Source organism: Prevotella melaninogenica (assembly GCF_013267595.1).
Taxonomy (GTDB): Bacteria; Bacteroidota; Bacteroidia; order Bacteroidales; family Bacteroidaceae; genus Prevotella; species Prevotella melaninogenica_D.
This window is the reverse complement of sequence record NZ_CP054011.1, coordinates 1,388,142-1,406,629: the sequence shown is the minus strand read 5'-3', so window position 1 is coordinate 1,406,629 and position 18,488 is coordinate 1,388,142. Positions and strand designations below refer to the sequence as shown.

Below are 18,488 nucleotides of genomic sequence, written 5' to 3'. Positions count from 1 at the left end.
TAAGTCTTTGATTCCTTGTTAGTTACATCGGGTTTCTTGTTAGTCCTTATAATGCCCTTTTAGGGTGAATTTCTCGCGCTGTTTTGTCAATATATTTCAATGTTCTTAGATGATTTTCTCGTACGTTCTAATACATATGATTTACAGAAAAACAAAGGGTCTTCAGAATTTTGGAGTGATCATAATGCATCTTAGCTTAGGTCTCTGACGAAATGTCACACAGAGGGACGGAGAGTACGGAGGGATATCAAAGCAAGCACTGGTAGTCACGGAGGCACCGTCGGTGCGTGGAGCGACGGAGATAGTTTGCTAATTCTGTTAGCAATTTATATACAAAGCGTTCATACCAAAAGATTTATCAGAAATCTGTACGCTACACCTCCGTCATTCTTTGTGCCATCGGCACCTCCGTGATATTGCCTTTATCTCCGTCCTCTCCGTAGCTCTGTGTGCCTTATTTATATAAGCGTTTTAGTTTATCACTCCATATTTCGGATGAGTCAGAAAAATCTTTAAGATAGCACAGATAAGTCTTTTTGAGTATATTCTTCGATTTAAAATGATTTAAACCAATCTTTTTCTTAATTCTCTTAGTCCTAAATTCTATCCTTAGTCAGTATGGCTTAAAGTAGTTGAAACCTCAATTTTTGCCCATTTCATCGATAATTAAGGTGCTCAAAGAGGGGGTAAAGCAATGTGAAAATCAGTCTTTCTGCTTGTTATCCAAGTCGTTTAGAGCTTGTTGTGAACTGATGTTAAAAGAACGAGATATGAGGTTTTCTATACAGATTAAAATTTTGTTAGATGTTAATACTTGTTTTCAAAGCTTATATTTGTTATTATATTTATTTGTATATTATATGTCGTAAGTTGTTGATAATCAGTAAAGAGTATTTGTAAAATTATTACACTTCTTGTTATTATCTATTATAAAGCCCTAATTTCGTGTATCTTTGCATACACCTTTTTAAAAAGGGTTCCCGTTTACAAAGACAGGAAATAATTTTAAAAACATAAATCAAATCAACAATCATGAAACCATTGCAAACTGAGAGCAGTTCATGGCGTAAGATTCTTGCCGTATTGGTGGGACTCATCTGCACCTTGAACGTAGCAGCTCAACAAATCAATGTAAAAGGTTCGGTAACTGACCAGCATGGTGACCCCGTCATCGGCGCAACCATTATGGAGCAGGGAACCAAGAATGGTGTGGTGACAGATATCGATGGAAACTTCGCACTGTCTGTTGCAAGTCCAAAATCACGACTCCGTGTGACTTATATCGGTTATAAGACTCAGGAGTTACCTGTGAACAATCAGACCGATTTCAAAATCAAGTTGCAGGAAGACGCTGCTAACCTTGATGAGATCGTTGTTGTTGGTTACGGTACGATGGATAAGAAGGAGTTGACCTCAGCTGTCTCTCACGTATCTTCTAAGAACTTCACACAGGTAGCAAGTGTAGACCCATCTATGATGATTCAAGGTAAGGTGGCTGGTGTTAGTATTACCAATACTGGTGCTGGTGACCCTAACAATCAAGCAAGTATCCAGGTGCGTGGTGTCTCATCTCGTGCTGCAGGACTTGGTCCATTGATTGTCATCGATGGTGTACCAGGTGGTAACCTTACTAATATTAACCCAAATGATATCGAAAGCTACGACGTCCTTAAGGATGGTGCAGCTTCTGCTATCTATGGTACACGTGGCTCTAATGGTGTTATCCTTGTGACAACTAAGAAGGGTGCACGCGACGGAAACCTCCACACCTCTTATAATGGATCTATCGCTTTAGATGTCATTAAGAAGGATCTTGATATGCTCTCACCTGATGAGTATCGTGCCAACCGATTGGCTTCTGGTACTGGTTATGACCTTGGTGGTTCAACAGACTGGATGAAGGGAGTGAGCCGTGTTGGTGTTCGCACTGTTCATACATTGACACTTAGTGGTGGTAATATCAAGTCTAATTACCGTGCATCGGTAGACTATCGTGATGCAAAGGGTATTGATAAGTACTCTGGTCGTCAGGAGTATGGTGCTCGTATCAGCTTGAACCATACAACCAACAGCGGCCTGATAACCTTCGGTTTGAATATCGCTCCACGTGTTGCCTATCGTAAGAACGCAACTTGGGATGTGTTCCGTAATGCTTTAGAGGCTAACCCTACGACTCCTATTTGGGACCCACAGAATCCTACGCTGTACTATAACTTTAAGGGACAGCCTGCTGAGTGGAACCCTATTGAGCAGGAGAAGAGACGTAAAGATACTGGTACAACAAAGTTGATAGACTGGGATGGTACTGTTAAGTTGAATCTCTTCCCATTATTATTGACAATCCTGGAAAGCAGGTGTTGACGACACAGTTGACATTCGCTGACCATCAGTATGATAACTATAACCAGTGGTTTAGCCCATCAACCAACACCCGTACTATTAATGCAGGTCGTGATGGTGAAGCTTCACAGAATTATAAAAAGGAGTCTCTCCATAGTTTGGAGTGGATTAACAACTATAGCAACTCTTTTGGTAATCACAACGTTAAGGCTATGTTTGGTTACTCTTATCAAGAGGCTCTCTACTCAGGTTTTAATGCAGAGAACAAGGACTTCCCTAACGATGCTCTTGAGGACAACAACTTAGGAACAGGTAAGTTCATGAAGAAGAAAGACGAGCTTGGTATGGGTTCTTATAAGAATGGTTACAAGCTGATTGCATTCTTCGGACGTGTAAGCTATGACTGGAAGGGACGCTATATGTTGACAGCTTCTTTGCGTCATGAGGGTTCAACAAAGTTCGGTGAGCATTACAAGTGGGGTAACTTCCCAGCTGTGTCTGCAGGTTGGCGTATCTCTGACGAGGCCTTTATGGCAGGAACAAAGAGCTGGTTGACCGACTTGAAACTCCGTGCTGACTTCGGTGTGACAGGTAATCAGGACTTCGAATCATATAAGTCACTTGACACAATGACGGGCTTTGGTTACTATGTCTATAATGGTAAGTCTTATCAAGTATGGGGTCCTGGTAAGAATCCAAACCCTGACTTGCACTGGGAGAAGGGTAAGAACTGGAACGTCGGACTTGATTGGGCATTGTTCAATGGTAACCTCTTCGGTTCTTTCAACTACTTCAATCGTACACAGCAAGACCTCTTGGGTGATACTATTCCATTTTCATCTGTTACCGTGTGACGCTTGTAACCGAAATGGATTTTTCTCATTTTCTTTACCCAACGAGCTTCTGTGTCTACATTAGGCTTGTTAGCTTCTTTGACCATCACTTTCTTAGAAGCTTCATTGTTCTCATTCTCTTTTCTGTCCTCAATGACCTCATAAATTTTACCTCCAAGAGGACGAAATGGAGTATTGGTTATACTGGTATCAACAATGGAACCATGCTTGATAATTACTCCTTTAGCTTCCAGTTGCTTATTAAACTCCTCAAGAAGGTTATTATACAAATATTAAAAGCATATATAGAATTGTTTGCGAAGAAAATTAAAATTGTTCGCGAAGTTTTTTTGGAGGCTTTTATACTCTTTATTCCACATTCGCTAAACAAGAAAGTAAACAGGTGTGCAGACAGGAAATAACTCCATGTTCTGCACACCTGTTGTTAGTATAGATCTTGGGGAAGTTTATTCAGTCTTCCACAGTTTGTATCCGTTTTCCCAGTTGCTGGTGTTACTTACCGTCAGCGTGCCATTGTCAAAGTGAAGATTATAGCTAATCTTAGAATTGTAAGGGTAAGGCGTACTTGTCCAGTAGTCTCCACAGGTTCTGAAATAAAAGAGTTTACCTCCCGCATAGCGTCCCATAGCAGGTAGGAAGAAATAGTCGTTGAGCTTGCTTGGAGTTCCCTGTGTTACAGCTTGGGATGGCGGAGTCTCAAAAACTTTTTTATTGGCACGGTTCTGTCCATCATCAGGAGAAGCAGTCTTGAGGTAAGCAGTGGTCTTACTATTCTCTTGAGCAATCACACTCGCTTTCTTGAGCCATATACCGCCAGTGTACAGATGTCCCCACACTGACCAAAGTGTTGTGTTGTCCCAGTGTGGGTCACCTTTCTTGCAGTACCAAAATAGTTCGTTGATGTTAGGACAGTCCTTTGCCTTATTGCTGGCTGCTGTTGGGAATGTGGCTGCGTTGTACCATCGGTCAGCGTCAGAACTGGTTGGGAAGTTGGTACCCGGCACATTTTCTATCTTCGGCTGGTCGGCCTTGTATCCGTACCAGTACTCTTGTTTGGCATCCCACATATAGTAATCGTCCCCATAGCTTCTGATGGACAGCGTGGCAGGCATGTCATAGTAGCCGTTCGGAGCATACGTGAACTCGCCGAAAGTCTTTGTGATGGCACCTGATACATTTGTATCTTTGTCCTTAACATAATATTTCACGGTGAGCTTGTATCTGCCAGGCATGATAACCATATACATTTGTCCAGTCTCACAGCTTGTTCCTGAAGCATTGTTTTGCATGATGAAGCTGTCATTACTGCCCGAAGCCTTGGGAGTCAGCTTAATCGTTTTAGTGTTACCCGAGCCAGTGAGCTCTCCATTCGTGTTTAGTGTGTAGGCTCCCGCAATGTTCTTGTCAGCAGTCACCTCAATCTTCGTCACATAGACATTGGTCAATGCGTGATCGTAATTAGGATTGAAGCAAAGATAGGCTGCTGCATGCTTTAGCTTGAACTTGTACTGTCCGTTAGGCTGTCGTATAGCTTCATCCGATCCACAATCGCCCGAGACTCCGAAATGTAGGGTGTTGTCAGGACCGTTTTGCTCCTGTTCGGAAGCAATTGTCACATTGTTTCCAGTGCCGTTTGCTCCAGGATAATAAACTCTGTACTTATTGTTAGTGTATGTACCAGGCATATTGAAATTGAATGTTAGCACATTCGTTGCCGATACTGTATTGCTGCTTTGTTTGAAAGTATTTGCATCGTCTTTTACAAAGATTTTGTCGCCTGTCTCCCAGTAGAAGTCTCTTGTATTATAATTAAGTGATGTGCGTGTTGTACTTTCCTCTCCCGTGACGAAACTTGTCAGTGCTATTTCTGTAGTTTCTTTATCAGTATTTGTGATGTTCGCTGTCTGTATATCGTCGTTTGAGCAGCCTACAGCTGTTAGCAGCAGAGCTGCCATAGTCCATTGATAATATAATCTGATATTCATTTTAGTGTTTTATATTTCTTTTTGTCTCTATTTTGCTTTTTACTCTTCCCATTTTGTTGGCGTACTTTCTTCAGAGATTCTGAAGAAAAAGGAACGTTTGGCACCAGTGCTTGATTCTTCCAATGGACCTGTTTTGTGTTCGCCTTTTTGGTGGTCTCCAGGGTAGGAGGTCTCCAATATTGAACTGTCAATACTGACATAGATAACCTTAATTTCTGGTCTCTGATAAACTCTATTAATTTGCATTTTATTCATTGTTATCTTGATTTAAATAATTTCGGTGAATAATTCTCGTATAAATTGCTTGTAGGGATGACGAAGTTTTTCCTTAATTAACCCATTAAGGTTGTCGTCCGTTTCTATAATATCACAGTGACTTTCTTCTTTGAAAATTACTTCAGATGTGTTATCTTAGTTGCAAAGATAGGATTATTTTTTTACCTATTTTTTTTGTTAAGTTATAGAAATAATATAAAATATATTCTGAAAAAGAAAATATAGATGTCAAGATAGTCTTTTCTATTTCTGTTGGATATACATCATATGGCTATGGGATACGGTGAGCATTGCTGTTTGAAATATATTTGGCAGCAATTAAATACGGTGAGCGTAGTAGCGGGGAATATGAATCTGACAGAATCAATTCTCGTTGATACGCAGCTTTTGATTGGGTTAATGATAAGTGTGACGAAGTTATCTTCTTATTTACAAACTTTTGGGGAGAGTTATACTTGTGTTATAAGAGTGACAGGGCATTACATTTGTTTATGTGCAGATTGTTACCGATGGTTTCGCTTCAATGAGTGGTGACGATGGCTACATGACACGTTATAGCCGCACTGCAAAAGATGAGAGTTCTCCAGAAGTTCCTTTGACAACTATTGTTGCTAAGTTGAAGGCGAAGGGCTTGAAACTTGGTGTTTACGATAGTCCATTCTGGTATCATTATACCAATCCTAATGCCGTTATCCCAGGAACAGATGGTATTAAGGTGAGCAGTCTGGCTTACGATCCAGCAAAAGATAAAGACATTAAGCATCCTGGTTCAAAGGATCAGTTTGGTTGGGTAGTAATAGATCACCCTGGTGTAGAGCAGTATTTTGAAGGATTCTTCAAGCACTATTCTGATTTAGGCGTAAAGTTCGTATGTATGGACTTCCTTTCTTGGTATGAAGATGGTATGAACTATACTGACGTTATCGATAAGGGGTATGGCCGTGAGCGTTATGTAAAGGATATGCAGTGGATTAACAAGTATGCACAGAAGTATGGTGTATATGTTTCACTTGTAATGCCTCACTTGCGTAACAATGCTCTCATCGAGAGATATGCGGGTAATATGGTACGTATTGATGCCGATGCTCTTGAGGGTTCTTGGTATCGTTTCTCTGATAACAACCGTGGTAGTCTTCGTGGTGGATGGCCAAACTCTGAGAATGCCTTTGATGGTTTCATCAATTGGTCAAAGATTTCTGGTCGTAAGAAGATTCGTCTTGATGGCGACTTCATTCGTATCGGAAGCTATGCTGATGATAATGAGAAGATGTCTGTAATCTCTCTTCCTTTGATGGCAGGTGGACCTATCTCTATCACAGATATGCCAACTGGCGACGACTTGAAGTTCTTCCAGAACGACGAGATGCTTGCTTTGCATAAGGATGGTTTCGTTGGTCAGCCATTGGAGCGTAATCTTTGGAACACTGATGGTGAGGTATGGTACGCTCAGATGAAGGATGGCTCTTGGGTTATCGGTCTCTTCAATCGTGATCAGGCGTCTGCAACTCGTTCTATCGACTTGACAAAGGTTGGTATTACTGGTACTTGGTCTGCACGTGATCTTTGGAAGCATGCTGATGAGGGTACTGTAAGCGATAAAATTGAGGCAGTCATCCCTGCACATGGCTGTAAGATTATTAAGCTGACAAAATAAAGACCTTACCTGCTGATTACTTAAATCAGTAGAAGAATAGGGCAAATAGCCTATTGTTTTTGTCGTAATTTTTCACATCATGATTTTTAATAGCTGCTCTTTTGGCTTCGAAAAGACGCCCAATTGGCTTGCAAAAGATGCCCTTTTGAGGTCTTACTAACGCCCTTTTGAAGTCCAATTAAGCACCTCTTACTTCCTGATTTTATAAGTGTTTGATTACTTGTTAGTTATAAGCAACTTGTTAAGAATCTTTATTATACCTATATTTAAGAAACAAATACCCTTAAAATGTAAATATTTTTCACTTAAACCACTTGTTTATTTTTGCTGTTTAAGATTACAGTATTTATGATAATAGTTCTTCTAACGAATACTTTTGGGTCATTATATTAGCTTAATGAATAGAAGAAAAGCTTACTCAAATTCTATAGCTCCATCTTTATTTACTTTTAGACGGGATTTTCTTTCTTGTGTAGTTGCTTGCTTCTTTGTTTGTTGAGTAGGCAATGTATTACTACTTACGGTGGTCTTAGTGCTATTTGAAGAAGAGGAATGAGTAGCACGCGTAATAGCAGTTCTCTTCTGCGATTTGGTCTTAGATTTGTTTGGTGTTGCTGATGCTTTCTTAAATGGTACAAAACGAGAAATCATAGGGTCTTCATAATCACTATCATAACTTCTATATTTATAGATGACCCCATTGTTTGTAATAGTAGTATCAGCCATACATATACCATGACTGTATCTCGCACGTCGTATGATATTCTTACCATTCTTATCATATTCGTATGTCATTCCATCCAATTTATCGTCATGATAGATTTGAGTAAAGTAAATGGTGGGTGTTTCATCCGCACTTTGGATAGGGTGGTACATTGTTGATTTTCCTTCAAGTCTACCGCTATCATAGTTAATGATAGCCTCTATCTTACCAAATTTATTGTAAAACTTAAGCGTTCCATGTAGATTTCCTTCTTGATAGTTTAACTCAGAATAAAGCGTTCCATCTTGTGCATAATTGATGCAAGAGCCTTCTCGATATCCCCAAATCTTGTTCCTATAATAGATTTTTTTTATCTGTCCATTGTCATATTTTTCAACGTACTTCTCTGTTTGTGCATTTGTTTGAAGTGAGAAAAAGCATAGCAATAACATCATTATATATTTCGTTCTCATATCTTATTTTCTTCTTAAAAATTGTATGTTTGATGTATACATTTCTTTTTCTTAAATACCTTAATAGGTACTTATAATGGGAAAAGATCTTTTGCATCCTACGAGATGAGGAAGTATGATAGACTTTAGAAAGTTATGCTCCACAGTTGTTGTCTTCTACTTTGCGGGAATTTTGTGAACTTCGGGCAGTGTGAAGTGACAAGTTAGTTTACCATTGTCTATGTTTAAGCTATAAACTTTATATTGTGTTGGGTTATCGGGGTATCTTACTTCACCTTCGAACCATATCTGCCCATTGCTGCGTGTACAAAAATCCACATCGTATATTGGTTCTTCTGAAGCTTGTGTCCATAAGATATTGCCCTTGGTTGACCTCAACTGAAATACAGGCATGGACGTTTCTGATAAGTTGGGGTTATAGGATATTAATATGTAGTTAGCATCTTGGTAGATGATTTTAGCATTAAAGGCTGTAAACCAGTCAGTAATAGGTCTGTCACTAACGAGTCGCCCATCATTTACCCAAAATGTGTTAGTTACATCGTCGAAGTTATATCCATTCTGAGGGTCTCCAAGGTGGTATTTAAAGTGAATTTTCAAAAGCCGGTATTTGCCACCTTTGTCAGTTGAAGAATTGGCATTTTTCTTCTCAAAACAATAGTAAATGCTGTCTCTCAATTCACCATTAAGTTCTGAAGGTGGTAAATCCTTTGCATAATTAAAGGCGTCTTCTGTATATAGTCTATCTGTTCCTGGAAAATAGTAATACATTTCAGCCAGATTGTTGACGATCTTAATGCCCTCCCCATATTCGTTATAAAGTAGCTGAGCATTGGAAATACCAGTGCTCATAGCATTTTTATTTTTGAAGAGTGACTTTGAAACATCCCTCATCGTGAGCTGTTCTGGGTCTATTTCAAAGATGTAACGTTCTGAATTTATTAAGAACCAGCGATGGGCCTGATTGAAGTATCTTATATTATCATTGTATAAGGATATGTTGTAGCTGTTTTTCGCCTTTTCGGAGACTAATAACTGTTCTGCAAGAGTTTTTCCTGTTTTTATATCTCGGAATCCATAATAGACACCGTCAACATGTTTCGTATCATTATCTCTGTCACTTGAGAAGTCTCTATTGACAATATAAAAGAGACAAGGATTGCCCTTATGGCTCATTGTGACAGCCATATAGATATCGTCATTAACGTCAATAGAGTCTTTTTGGAATAGTTTTGAAGAAGTTTTTTCTGTTGATGAAAAGATAATGGGTAATAAAATGAAGGCGCAGGCTATAGCTATAGCTATAAAAAAATAGATTCCTATTTTCTTACCTGTCTCTGTAGTGTCATTAGATGTGGGTATATAGTCGAAGTGATGGTTGATATTGATGTTGATATCATCGTCGTCTATATAGAATTCTGTTCCACAGCTTTGACAAAGATAGCACTTATCATCTTTCTGAGTGTGCTTCTCGCTACCGCAGTTCGGACATTTTATAGGTTTTATTCTTGTTCCCATTTGATATTTTGCGGGGGTTATTATTTCTTTTTATAGTATAGTGATAGAAAGACAAGTATGGCTTGGATGGCTGTCAAAACAACAAACATGATTACCCACCAGTTGTCCGTCAGGCGTCCAGGAGCTATCAATCCGCTGAAGTACTCTATGATACCAATGAGAGTGAAGATAAATCCTAAACTCAGTCTGTGTGTGCTTTCTGCGCAGAACAGGAAGAGTATGACCGTCAGGAGCGTGTTGACAAGGATAGCAATGCTGGTGAACAGCATGTTTGCCAATGGATATGAAGACAGCAAAAGCCCTACTATGATATTTACGATGAGTATGGTTAATGCTGGAATAATTACCTTTTTCATAATTTAGATAGTATTTCGTTCTTTTTCTTTTCGTATTCTTCTTCTGTGATGAGTTGCTCGTTAAAGAGGATTTTCAGTTTTCTAAGTCGGTCTGTTATTTCGCCTTCTCTGCTATTCTCTTTACCTTGTGTCTTGAAGATATCCTGTGCCAACTGTAGTCCTGCACCCATTTGTAGTCCTGCACCAGCAAGTCCTCCTTCATTGCGTGCAGCATCACGAAGTGCGTCAAGTTTCTGCATACTAACATAATCAAGATCGACTTCAGCTGCAGCTTGTTTCTCTGTTGTCATGTTAGCTATTCGACCAATACGCTCTCTGGTGTCTTCATCGAATGTCACAGAATTGATTCGGAAGTCTGTAAGCGTTAAACCTAAGCGTTCCAGTTCCTCTGCAGTTTTGTTCTTTAAGTCTTCTGACATCTCCATAAGATGTGTGTCAACTTCTCGATAGGTATAAGCCTTCTCTGCAAGGAAAGTGGTCAGTGGTGTCATGATGCGTGAAGATACAAGCTCTTGTACGTCTTGACTATAATAGTCGCTGATAGGTCCAAGTAATGTTACGAACATCTTCTCTGGGTCGGAAATAACAATAGAGAAGTTACCACAGGCACCAAGGGTTATAGGGAGCTTATATTCTGGTTCAAAGTATTTTATTGGTGAAGGTGTACCCCATAGAATGTTAACCATTTTGGTAGTACGAAAGAAATAGAAACGCATCTTGTGTTCACTCTCTGTTTGCTGTGCAAGGTTGAGTAGTGATGTGATAAAGGGATGATTTGAGGTTTCCATTTCATAGATGTTTGGTTCAGTAAGGACCCCTTTTACCTTTCCGTCATATACGATGATACAGCCTTGTCCTGGAGCTACAATAAGTTTACTTGCGTCCTTTATTTCATCTGTTGTGGTTTCCAGTTGATGAAATAATAGGTTAGGCTTCTGTTCTTTCCATTCTATGACGGTTCTCAGTTGGCGTTTGAAAATATCTTTTAATCCCATAGCTTTATCCTTTCAAATTCGTTTAATAATTGTTGTGAAATAAGTTGTAACGTCTTCCTTGATTACTTTTAATATGCAAATGTAATGATTTGCATTGGAAAGAACAAAAAAAATAGTAGGAAAAGGTGATTCTAATCTTGTTCTAAAAAGTTCATTCGATTATAATATTTAGTTAAATCCAAATGCATTATAAGACCATAAAATATGTAGTTTTTGTTACTATGGTATTGTTTCCTAACATCTTTTCTTTTCTTATCGGCATCTTGTCTGTCTTTGTAACTTGACGTAACTCGCTACGCCTGCGCTCAAAACCATACAATCTGCTGGATAATAAAACAAAATATGGTTAGGCTCTAATGAGCGATTTGAGTTAAAAAATACGAATATACAAGCCTTCTAACATCTTAAGAATACAATTCAATCATCTTATATCTTGATTCTATTTATCTTATCATGACATTCATACAATATACTATTCTTGGGGTAGATATCCTCAAATGCTATTCCACGAATGTTGTATGAATACGAAAAACAGCTCCCAAACCTTTATAAAAGATTCGGGAGCCGCATGGTTCGTTCGCTTCTTCTGATAATGTCATACAGCATTGTGTTCCGAGAAGAGTGCTGGTGTCGCTTACCAGAAAGAAAAAGGAACGTCAAGGATGGGATGTTGAACCACCCATTAAATAATTCAGAGAGTATCTTATAGTTTAACGCTGAGACCTACATACCATGTTGCACCGTATACTGGAGCATACATGAAGGCTGCGTCGTCTGTGTGTTTCTCGTCCTGAATATAGCTGAAGATGTTCTTAGCACCTGCATAAACAGTACATGTACCGAAACGTTTTGCGGCACGGCAGTTGAAGATCATGAAGGTGTTAGTCTTCTTAATCTTTGATGTTGCACCATCGTCCTCAGAGTTGTAGTCGATGTACATTCTTCCCTGCAATGAGCTTGTGAGAGAGAAAGTCCAAGTGCCAGGGGTATAATCGAGGTCGATATCGCCAGTCATTGCTGGGAAACGAGAGATGTTACGACTGTCTTTAGCATACTGCAAACGCTGTGGGAACTCTTTTACAGTCTCATCGTTAGGGTCTGACCAGTCTGCACGCTCGTGCTTAAACTTACCTTGATTGAAGGTCCAGTTAATACCAGCATTGAAGTTGCGGAAGAGGTTTGCCTTTGCACCTAATTCTACACCTTGTACGTAGGCATCGTCAACATTCTCCCACTGGTAAGAGTAACCGAACTTCTTAACCTCATCGTCTGCAGGAGAGAACTGAATCTTATCCTTCAAGTTGGTGCGGAAGATGTTGATGCTGAACTGATACTTCTTAGCATAATAGTCTGCTGAGAGGTTGTAGCTGATAGCACGCTCACCCTTGAGGTTAGATGATTTCCACACACGTGGTGAACCACTACAGAGGTGGAGGTCCTCAGAGAATCCGTAAGGTGCACGGAAACCTGTACCTACATTAGCACGAAGTACGAGTGAAGGAGTCAATTCATATTTGATAGCAATACGTGGATTGACTGTTGTTTTGCTGAACTTTGTTGTTGGGAAGGCGCTGTCTGAAACCTTTACGCTGGTAGCGTATTCTTCGCCAGAGCTATGAGAATCAATGCGGATACCTGGTACAACGGTCAACTTTGGTGTAACGTTCCACTCATCCTGTACGAAGAAGCCAAGTTCGTTGGCATGCTTCTTACCAATAGAAGTGTATGGAACGCCATAGTAAGGACTTGTCTTCTCGTCCTCAGCAGAGATGACATAGAGTCCAGTCTCACGCAAACGAGTGAAATAACCCTGTACACCACCAAGCAATGTATGGTTGCCAAGGATTGAAGTGAAGGTGAGCGATGGTGTCACCGTATTCTCCTTAGCAATGTATGGACGCATCATAGAAACGTCAGGTTCCGCACCATCTTGGTCTGGATGTGCTGGATCCTTGTGAGAATCCATGTAGTCATGGAGGAAGGTATCGTTTGTTGCCTGACGCTTATGATATACATAAGCTGTTGTGAGGTTTAATTCTGAGTGCTTACCGATAGGCAAGGTGTAAGCAAGGTCAGCTGAAAGACGGTTGGTGCGGATGTCTTCTGTACCGTCAGTGTATGGGTTCAGGTATTGATCATTTGTCATGACACCACCGAAACGATGCTCATCAATTGCCTTACCACGCAGTACGAGTTTATCGTTCTTAGCAAAAGGCTGGTAGAAGTAAAGACTGAATCCAAGGTTGTTCACCGTCTCATCTACACGGTCAGAGATACCATCCTTGTTCTTTACTTCCTTACGTGTAAGACCATTCTGTGTGCGGTCGATAGCATCCATCTGTGTACGCTGTGCGAATACACTCAGACCAATGTTGTTATAACGCATAGAACCAGAACCCTTATAGCTCTTGAAGCCAAAGTTTCCGAACTGAATGTCACCATTAACAGATGGCTCAAAGGTTGGTTCCTTTGAGATAATATTGATAGCACCAGCAACGGCACTACTTCCATAGAGGGCAGAACCTGCACCCTTAACCACCTCAAGGCGGTCGATGTCATTGGTTCCAATCTGCTGCAAACCGTAAACACCAGCAAGACCAGAGTAGATAGGCTCACCATCAATAAGTACCTGTGTGTGCTCAGCACCCAAGCCTTGCATACGTACTTCAGAGAAATTACAGAACTGGCACTGCTGTTCTACGCGGATGCCTGGTACACCTTCAAGTGCTTCGTATAAGTTCTGGGCATTCTTCTTGGTGATAGCTTGTGATGTAAGAACCTCTGTACGGATAGGTACATCCTTTACAAAGTGGCTGGTACGAGTACCAGTTACAACGACCTGGCTTAACTCTAATGGGTCTTTTTCCAGTTCAAAGTAGACTTCAGAACCTTTATTATTAACCATGTCTACCTCTTTTTCCTGCTGCTGATAACCAGCGAGTGTAGCTATGATAACTTGCTTTCCTACAGGAAGATTACTTAATTTAAAGTGACCCGAAGCATCGCATTGAGTTTTAAGGTTTGTACCTTTTACTTGGATTACAGCATGAGAAAGGTGTTTTCCACCTTCTTTTGCCTTCACATCACCGAAGAGCATTGCGTCGGTGTTTTGTGCCATGGATACAAGAGAGCATAACATGGCGGTCAAGATAAGTAAATATTTCTTCATTATGTTATTATATGGTTTGTAAATAACTTTGCAAAGTTATGTTATTTTTATAAACGTGTCAATACCGAATAGTAGGTATTGTGAAGGTTCTTCCGTTAAATACGTAGATTGTTTATAGAATGAGATTCATCCACATACATGGTATGATTTCCTCCAATAAGATTGTTTTATAAAGGCTCAACACCCAATAACCATCCCTCAACACCCAACAACCATCACCCAACACCGGTATAATTAGCTCCAATAAGATGGTTTTATAAAGGGGAATAAACTACATGATAAATGTCATTAGGTACGAAGTCTATCTGTCTTCACAAACAACTTATTCCCTTATTACTTGAAGTTTGTAAACTATTTTCGTGTAGTTCAAAACCAATACATGCTCTTTGGGCTTCTAAAAGACGCCCTTTTGGCTTGCAAAAGGTGCCCTTTAAGACCCTTATTAACGCCCTTTTGAAGTCCAATTAAGCACCTTTTCTTACACCGTTTTATAACTAATTGACTTACTGTTGGTTGCAAACCTGCTTCTTATATGTGTTTTTGCCGTTAGTTATAGATGTTTTAATTGAAATTATGTAATGATTTTTCAATTCCTTGTCTACATGTTTTCGAAGTCTTAAAATGAAAAGGTTTTCATTGAAAGTGGGTGATAATAGGGTAGATAGATTCCTTTGATGTAGGTGAGTCTATAAGCTTTTTGATTGCTGTGAGGCTAATAAGGTTAATCAGACAGATAAGCCTAATAAAAGTCAGAAATGTAGTTTTTCTTGTCAATTTAGGAATAACTCTTGCAGGTTTCAATATTTTCAATTTACTTTGTATGCAAAACAATAAACCTAAACTGTTGAAGACAATTCTCACAATAACAGGTTCAGATAGCACTGGTGGCTCTGGTGTGCAGGCTGATATCAGAACGATAGCAACCTTAGGAGGCTATGCTGTGTCGGCTGTAACGTCTGTCACGGTGCAGAATACCTTGGGCATTCAGGCGTTCTATGACCTTCCTGCGGAGATTGTTAGAGGACAGATTGAGGCGATTATCAATGATATGCAGCCTGACACGGTAAAGGTGGGAATGATTAGAACCATAGAGACCTTGGCTGTCGTGGTGGATGCACTGTTGAAGTATCGTCCTCACCATATTATATATGACCCAATTGTGACGGCAAGTAATGGTGACAGATTGATGACAGATGACGTGATAACACAGATACGTTGTCGTTTGCTGCCACTTTGTTCGCTTGTCATTCTGCGTGAAGGAGAGGCTGAAAGAATCTTTGATTGTTCTTCGTTGATAGGAGAAGGACGTCGAACTGTACGCTCATTTGTGTTGGACGATCCTTTACAGCATGGTCTTGCCAATAGCTTTTCATCAGCGCTTGCGGTCTATCTTAGCCAAGAAGAGCCGATGAATGAAGCGTTACAACATGCTCGGGAGTATGTCAGAACGCTTGTAGCAAGGAAGAGTGATATCAGTGGACGGAGTAGTCAGCTGTATAATGAATTCTTAGAAGCTGTTCAGTTGCATTATCATACGAATCGTGATGTTGCCTTTTATGCTGACTGTCTGAATGTTTCTCCACGTTATCTGTCGCAGGTGGCGCATAGAATATCTGGTAAATCTCCCAAATGTATCATTGATCATACATTGGCAGAGGCACTTGCCTGTCAGCTTCGAACGACACAGAAGACCATTCAAGAGATTGGATATGAGCATGGTTTTGCCTCACAAGCTCAGTTCTCTAAGTTCTTTAAGAAGCAGATGGGACAGACTCCGAGTGAGTGGCGAAGGTCGTAGGGGGACCTCCCCCAGCCCCTCCAAAGGAGGGGAGAGCCTAACGGGATAAAGTAGGGGACAACTCTATAATTCCCCATGGTTGCAACATCAGGTAGGGGAGAGCCTAATGGGATAAAGTAGGGGGCAATATTAAACGCTTTTGTTCTTACGCTTTTCTCATCGTTTTAAAAGGAATTTCTAATATAAACTAACACATATAACATCTTCATGTACACTCATTCGTGAGTGAAACATGGTAGAAATCTAAAAAATTAAAGTAATATGGCAAATAGACAAGAACTAAACCGCAACCTCGCTCAGATGTTAAAGGGCGGTGTAATCATGGACGTAACAACACCAGAGCAGGCGCGTATCGCTGAGGCTGCAGGTGCTTGTGCTGTAATGGCATTGGAACGTATCCCAGCTGATATTCGTGCTGCTGGTGGCGTTTCGCGCATGAGTGACCCAAAGATGATTAAAGGCATTCAGGAGGCTGTGACGATTCCTGTAATGGCAAAGTGCCGTATTGGTCATATCGCTGAAGCTCAGATTTTGCAGGCGATTGAGATTGATTACATTGATGAAAGTGAAGTTCTATCTCCTGCTGATAATATCTATCATATTGACAAAACACAATTTGAAGTGCCATTCGTTTGTGGTGCACGTAATTTGAGCGAAGCATTGCGCCGTATTGCAGAGGGTGCAACGATGATTCGTACGAAGGGTGAGCCTGGTACAGGTGATGTTGTGCAGGCTGTTAGCCATATGCGTTTGATGCAGAGTCAGATTCGTGAACTCGTTAGTAAGCGTGAGGACGAACTCTTTGAGGCTGCTAAGCAGTTGCAGGCTCCATACGACCTCGTGAAGTATGTACATGAGAATGGTAAGCTTCCTGTAGTGAATTTCGCTGCGGGTGGTGTGGCAACTCCTGCTGATGCTGCGTTGATGATGCAGTTAGGTGCTGAGGGTGTGTTTGTTGGTTCTGGTATCTTCAAGAGTGGTGACCCAGCTAAGCGTGCTGCAGCTATCGTTAAGGCAGTTACAAACTATAATAACCCTAAGGAGTTGGCAGCATTGTCAGAAGACTTGGGTGAGGCTATGGTTGGTATCAACGAGCATGAAATTGAAGTGCTCATGGCTGAGCGTGGACAATGAGAATTGCCGTTCTTGCCCTGCAGGGAGCATTCTTAGAGCATGAAATGATGCTCCGTAAACTGGGGATTGATTGCTTTGAGGTGCGCCGATTGGAGGATTGGCAACAGGAGAAAGATGGTTTGATAATCCCAGGTGGTGAGAGTACCACGCAAGGAAAGCTCCTTCGTGACCTCAGTTTGCTTGATCCTATCCGTGAAGCTATCGAAGCAGGATTGCCGGTCTTTGGTACTTGTGCGGGTTTAATACTCCTTGCTCGTGAGGTAGAGGGGAATAGTCCGTCTGCTCCAGTTCCTCCCCGATTGGGCACAATGCGTATGACAGCTGCTCGTAACGCCTATGGTCGTCAGTTGGGTAGTTTCCATACGGAGGCTCCTTTTAAGGGGGTTGATGGCGATATCCCAATGACTTTCATCCGTGCACCTTATATAAAGGAGTCTGCTGATGAGGTAGAAACCCTTTCAGAGGTTGAAGGTCATATCGTAGCTGCTCGCCAAGGAAACCAACTTGTTACTGCCTTTCATCCAGAATTGGATAGTGATATGCGTGTGCATGAATACTTCTTGGAAATGGTGAAGGGTAGATGATACCTTAAAGGAAAGTACAACTAAATAATGAATATAGGCTGTTACAGATGCTCATTGGTGTCTGTAGCAGCCTATATATGTTTTTGTTATCTTCTAAAGAGTTAATATCATAGCTCTTAGCTAACAATAAGTTGTTCTCAGCTTGGCTACATCTTACAATGTGTTAAGAGCTCTGCACCATTGGTGCTTACCCTCCGCACAATAGGTGCTAAGCACCAGCACGAGATGTGTTGGATGTTAAAAGTGTTGTTGGGTATGGTTGAATAGGGTTTTACTGGTTGTTATTCTTATAATAAGATAAGAATATGTAGCTTGTTGGGAGTATGCTTATCGGTTAATATTGATAAGTTCTGTAAGCCAGTATTTACCGATAAAATGTTTGTGGTACCAGACTTAAAGACATAAAAAAAGGACTACCGCTGTAGTCCAACCTTTGTTAACCTTAAATCTAATACTATGAAAAACACGTTGCAAAGATAAAGAGTATTTTTTATATTTGCAACTTTTTCAATGTCTTTTTTTAGTATATGATGTGTTATTGATTTATATCAAGTAATTTATATGACAAAATGATAGTTTAACCTTTAATGACCAGTTTGGGTTAATGGTTTCTCCAGAGTCGAGATAGTTGACATAACCAGTTCATTAC

The 18,488-nt window shown here is 40.4% G+C and carries 10 protein-coding genes and 3 pseudogenes; 5 read left to right on the top strand and 8 right to left on the bottom strand.

Annotated features, from left to right (window positions below):
• Positions 1-1,032: 1,032 nt before the first annotated feature.
• Positions 1,033-3,164 (top strand): annotated as a pseudogene (locus tag FIU21_RS11065) (SusC/RagA family TonB-linked outer membrane protein); the annotation flags it as partial.
• Here FIU21_RS11065 and FIU21_RS13490 read toward each other — a convergent pair.
• The 3 genes and pseudogenes from FIU21_RS13490 to FIU21_RS11055 form a co-directional block, all read right to left on the bottom strand.
• Positions 3,164-3,463, bottom strand: a pseudogene (locus tag FIU21_RS13490) (IS5 family transposase); the annotation flags it as partial. The pseudogenes FIU21_RS11065 and FIU21_RS13490 sit on opposite strands and share 1 nt — an antisense overlap.
• A 177-nt stretch (positions 3,464-3,640) precedes the next feature.
• Entirely contained in the window at positions 3,641-5,179 is a 1,539-nt protein-coding gene (locus tag FIU21_RS11060) for a hypothetical protein (protein ID WP_004360976.1), read from the bottom strand.
• A gap of 39 nt (positions 5,180-5,218) precedes the next feature.
• The gene (locus FIU21_RS11055; protein WP_231291367.1) at positions 5,219-5,425 is read right to left on the bottom strand and encodes a hypothetical protein; all 207 of its coding nucleotides are present in this window, start codon (positions 5,423-5,425) and stop codon (positions 5,219-5,221) included.
• A gap of 520 nt (positions 5,426-5,945) precedes the next feature.
• Here FIU21_RS11055 and FIU21_RS11050 point away from each other — a divergent pair.
• A pseudogene (locus tag FIU21_RS11050) lies at positions 5,946-7,109 on the top strand (alpha-galactosidase); the annotation flags it as partial.
• 414 nt (positions 7,110-7,523) lie between these two features.
• On the opposite strand, the gene FIU21_RS11045 reads toward FIU21_RS11050, so the two are convergent.
• The 5 genes from FIU21_RS11045 to FIU21_RS11025 all read right to left on the bottom strand — a co-directional run bounded on the left by FIU21_RS11045 (position 7,524) and on the right by FIU21_RS11025 (position 14,323).
• Positions 7,524-8,285 carry a toxin-antitoxin system YwqK family antitoxin gene (locus FIU21_RS11045; RefSeq protein ID WP_004360973.1) on the bottom strand — a complete coding sequence of 254 codons (762 nt, stop codon included), beginning with the start codon at positions 8,283-8,285 and terminating at the stop codon, positions 7,524-7,526.
• Between the two features lie 156 nt (positions 8,286-8,441).
• Positions 8,442-9,803 carry a hypothetical protein gene (locus FIU21_RS11040; protein WP_004360972.1) on the bottom strand — a complete coding sequence of 454 codons (1,362 nt, stop codon included), beginning with the start codon at positions 9,801-9,803 and terminating at the stop codon, positions 8,442-8,444.
• A gap of 20 nt (positions 9,804-9,823) precedes the next feature.
• Complete coding sequence (locus FIU21_RS11035) at positions 9,824-10,159, bottom strand: transporter (protein WP_081445996.1); 336 nt, start codon at positions 10,157-10,159, stop codon at positions 9,824-9,826.
• Positions 10,156-11,154 carry an SPFH domain-containing protein gene (locus FIU21_RS11030; RefSeq protein WP_004360971.1) on the bottom strand — a complete coding sequence of 333 codons (999 nt, stop codon included), beginning with the start codon at positions 11,152-11,154 and terminating at the stop codon, positions 10,156-10,158. The genes FIU21_RS11035 and FIU21_RS11030 overlap by 4 nt, the downstream gene beginning before the upstream one ends.
• A 703-nt stretch (positions 11,155-11,857) precedes the next feature.
• On the bottom strand, positions 11,858-14,323 hold the full coding sequence (locus FIU21_RS11025) for a TonB-dependent receptor (RefSeq protein WP_036886687.1): 2,466 nt from the start codon (positions 14,321-14,323) through the stop codon (positions 11,858-11,860).
• A gap of 820 nt (positions 14,324-15,143) precedes the next feature.
• On the opposite strand from FIU21_RS11025, the gene FIU21_RS11020 reads away from it, so the two are divergent.
• The 3 genes from FIU21_RS11020 to pdxT all read left to right on the top strand — a co-directional run bounded on the left by FIU21_RS11020 (position 15,144) and on the right by pdxT (position 17,839).
• A complete protein-coding gene (locus FIU21_RS11020; protein ID WP_004360969.1) occupies positions 15,144-16,121 on the top strand; it encodes a bifunctional hydroxymethylpyrimidine kinase/phosphomethylpyrimidine kinase in 978 nt (325 codons plus the stop codon).
• Positions 16,122-16,382: 261 nt separating this feature from the next.
• Positions 16,383-17,255 carry a pyridoxal 5'-phosphate synthase lyase subunit PdxS gene (gene pdxS, locus FIU21_RS11015; protein ID WP_004360968.1) on the top strand — a complete coding sequence of 291 codons (873 nt, stop codon included), beginning with the start codon at positions 16,383-16,385 and terminating at the stop codon, positions 17,253-17,255.
• The gene (gene pdxT / locus FIU21_RS11010; RefSeq protein WP_004360967.1) at positions 17,252-17,839 is read left to right on the top strand and encodes a pyridoxal 5'-phosphate synthase glutaminase subunit PdxT; all 588 of its coding nucleotides are present in this window, start codon (positions 17,252-17,254) and stop codon (positions 17,837-17,839) included. The genes pdxS and pdxT overlap by 4 nt, the downstream gene beginning before the upstream one ends.
• The last annotated feature ends 649 nt before the right edge of the window (positions 17,840-18,488 follow it).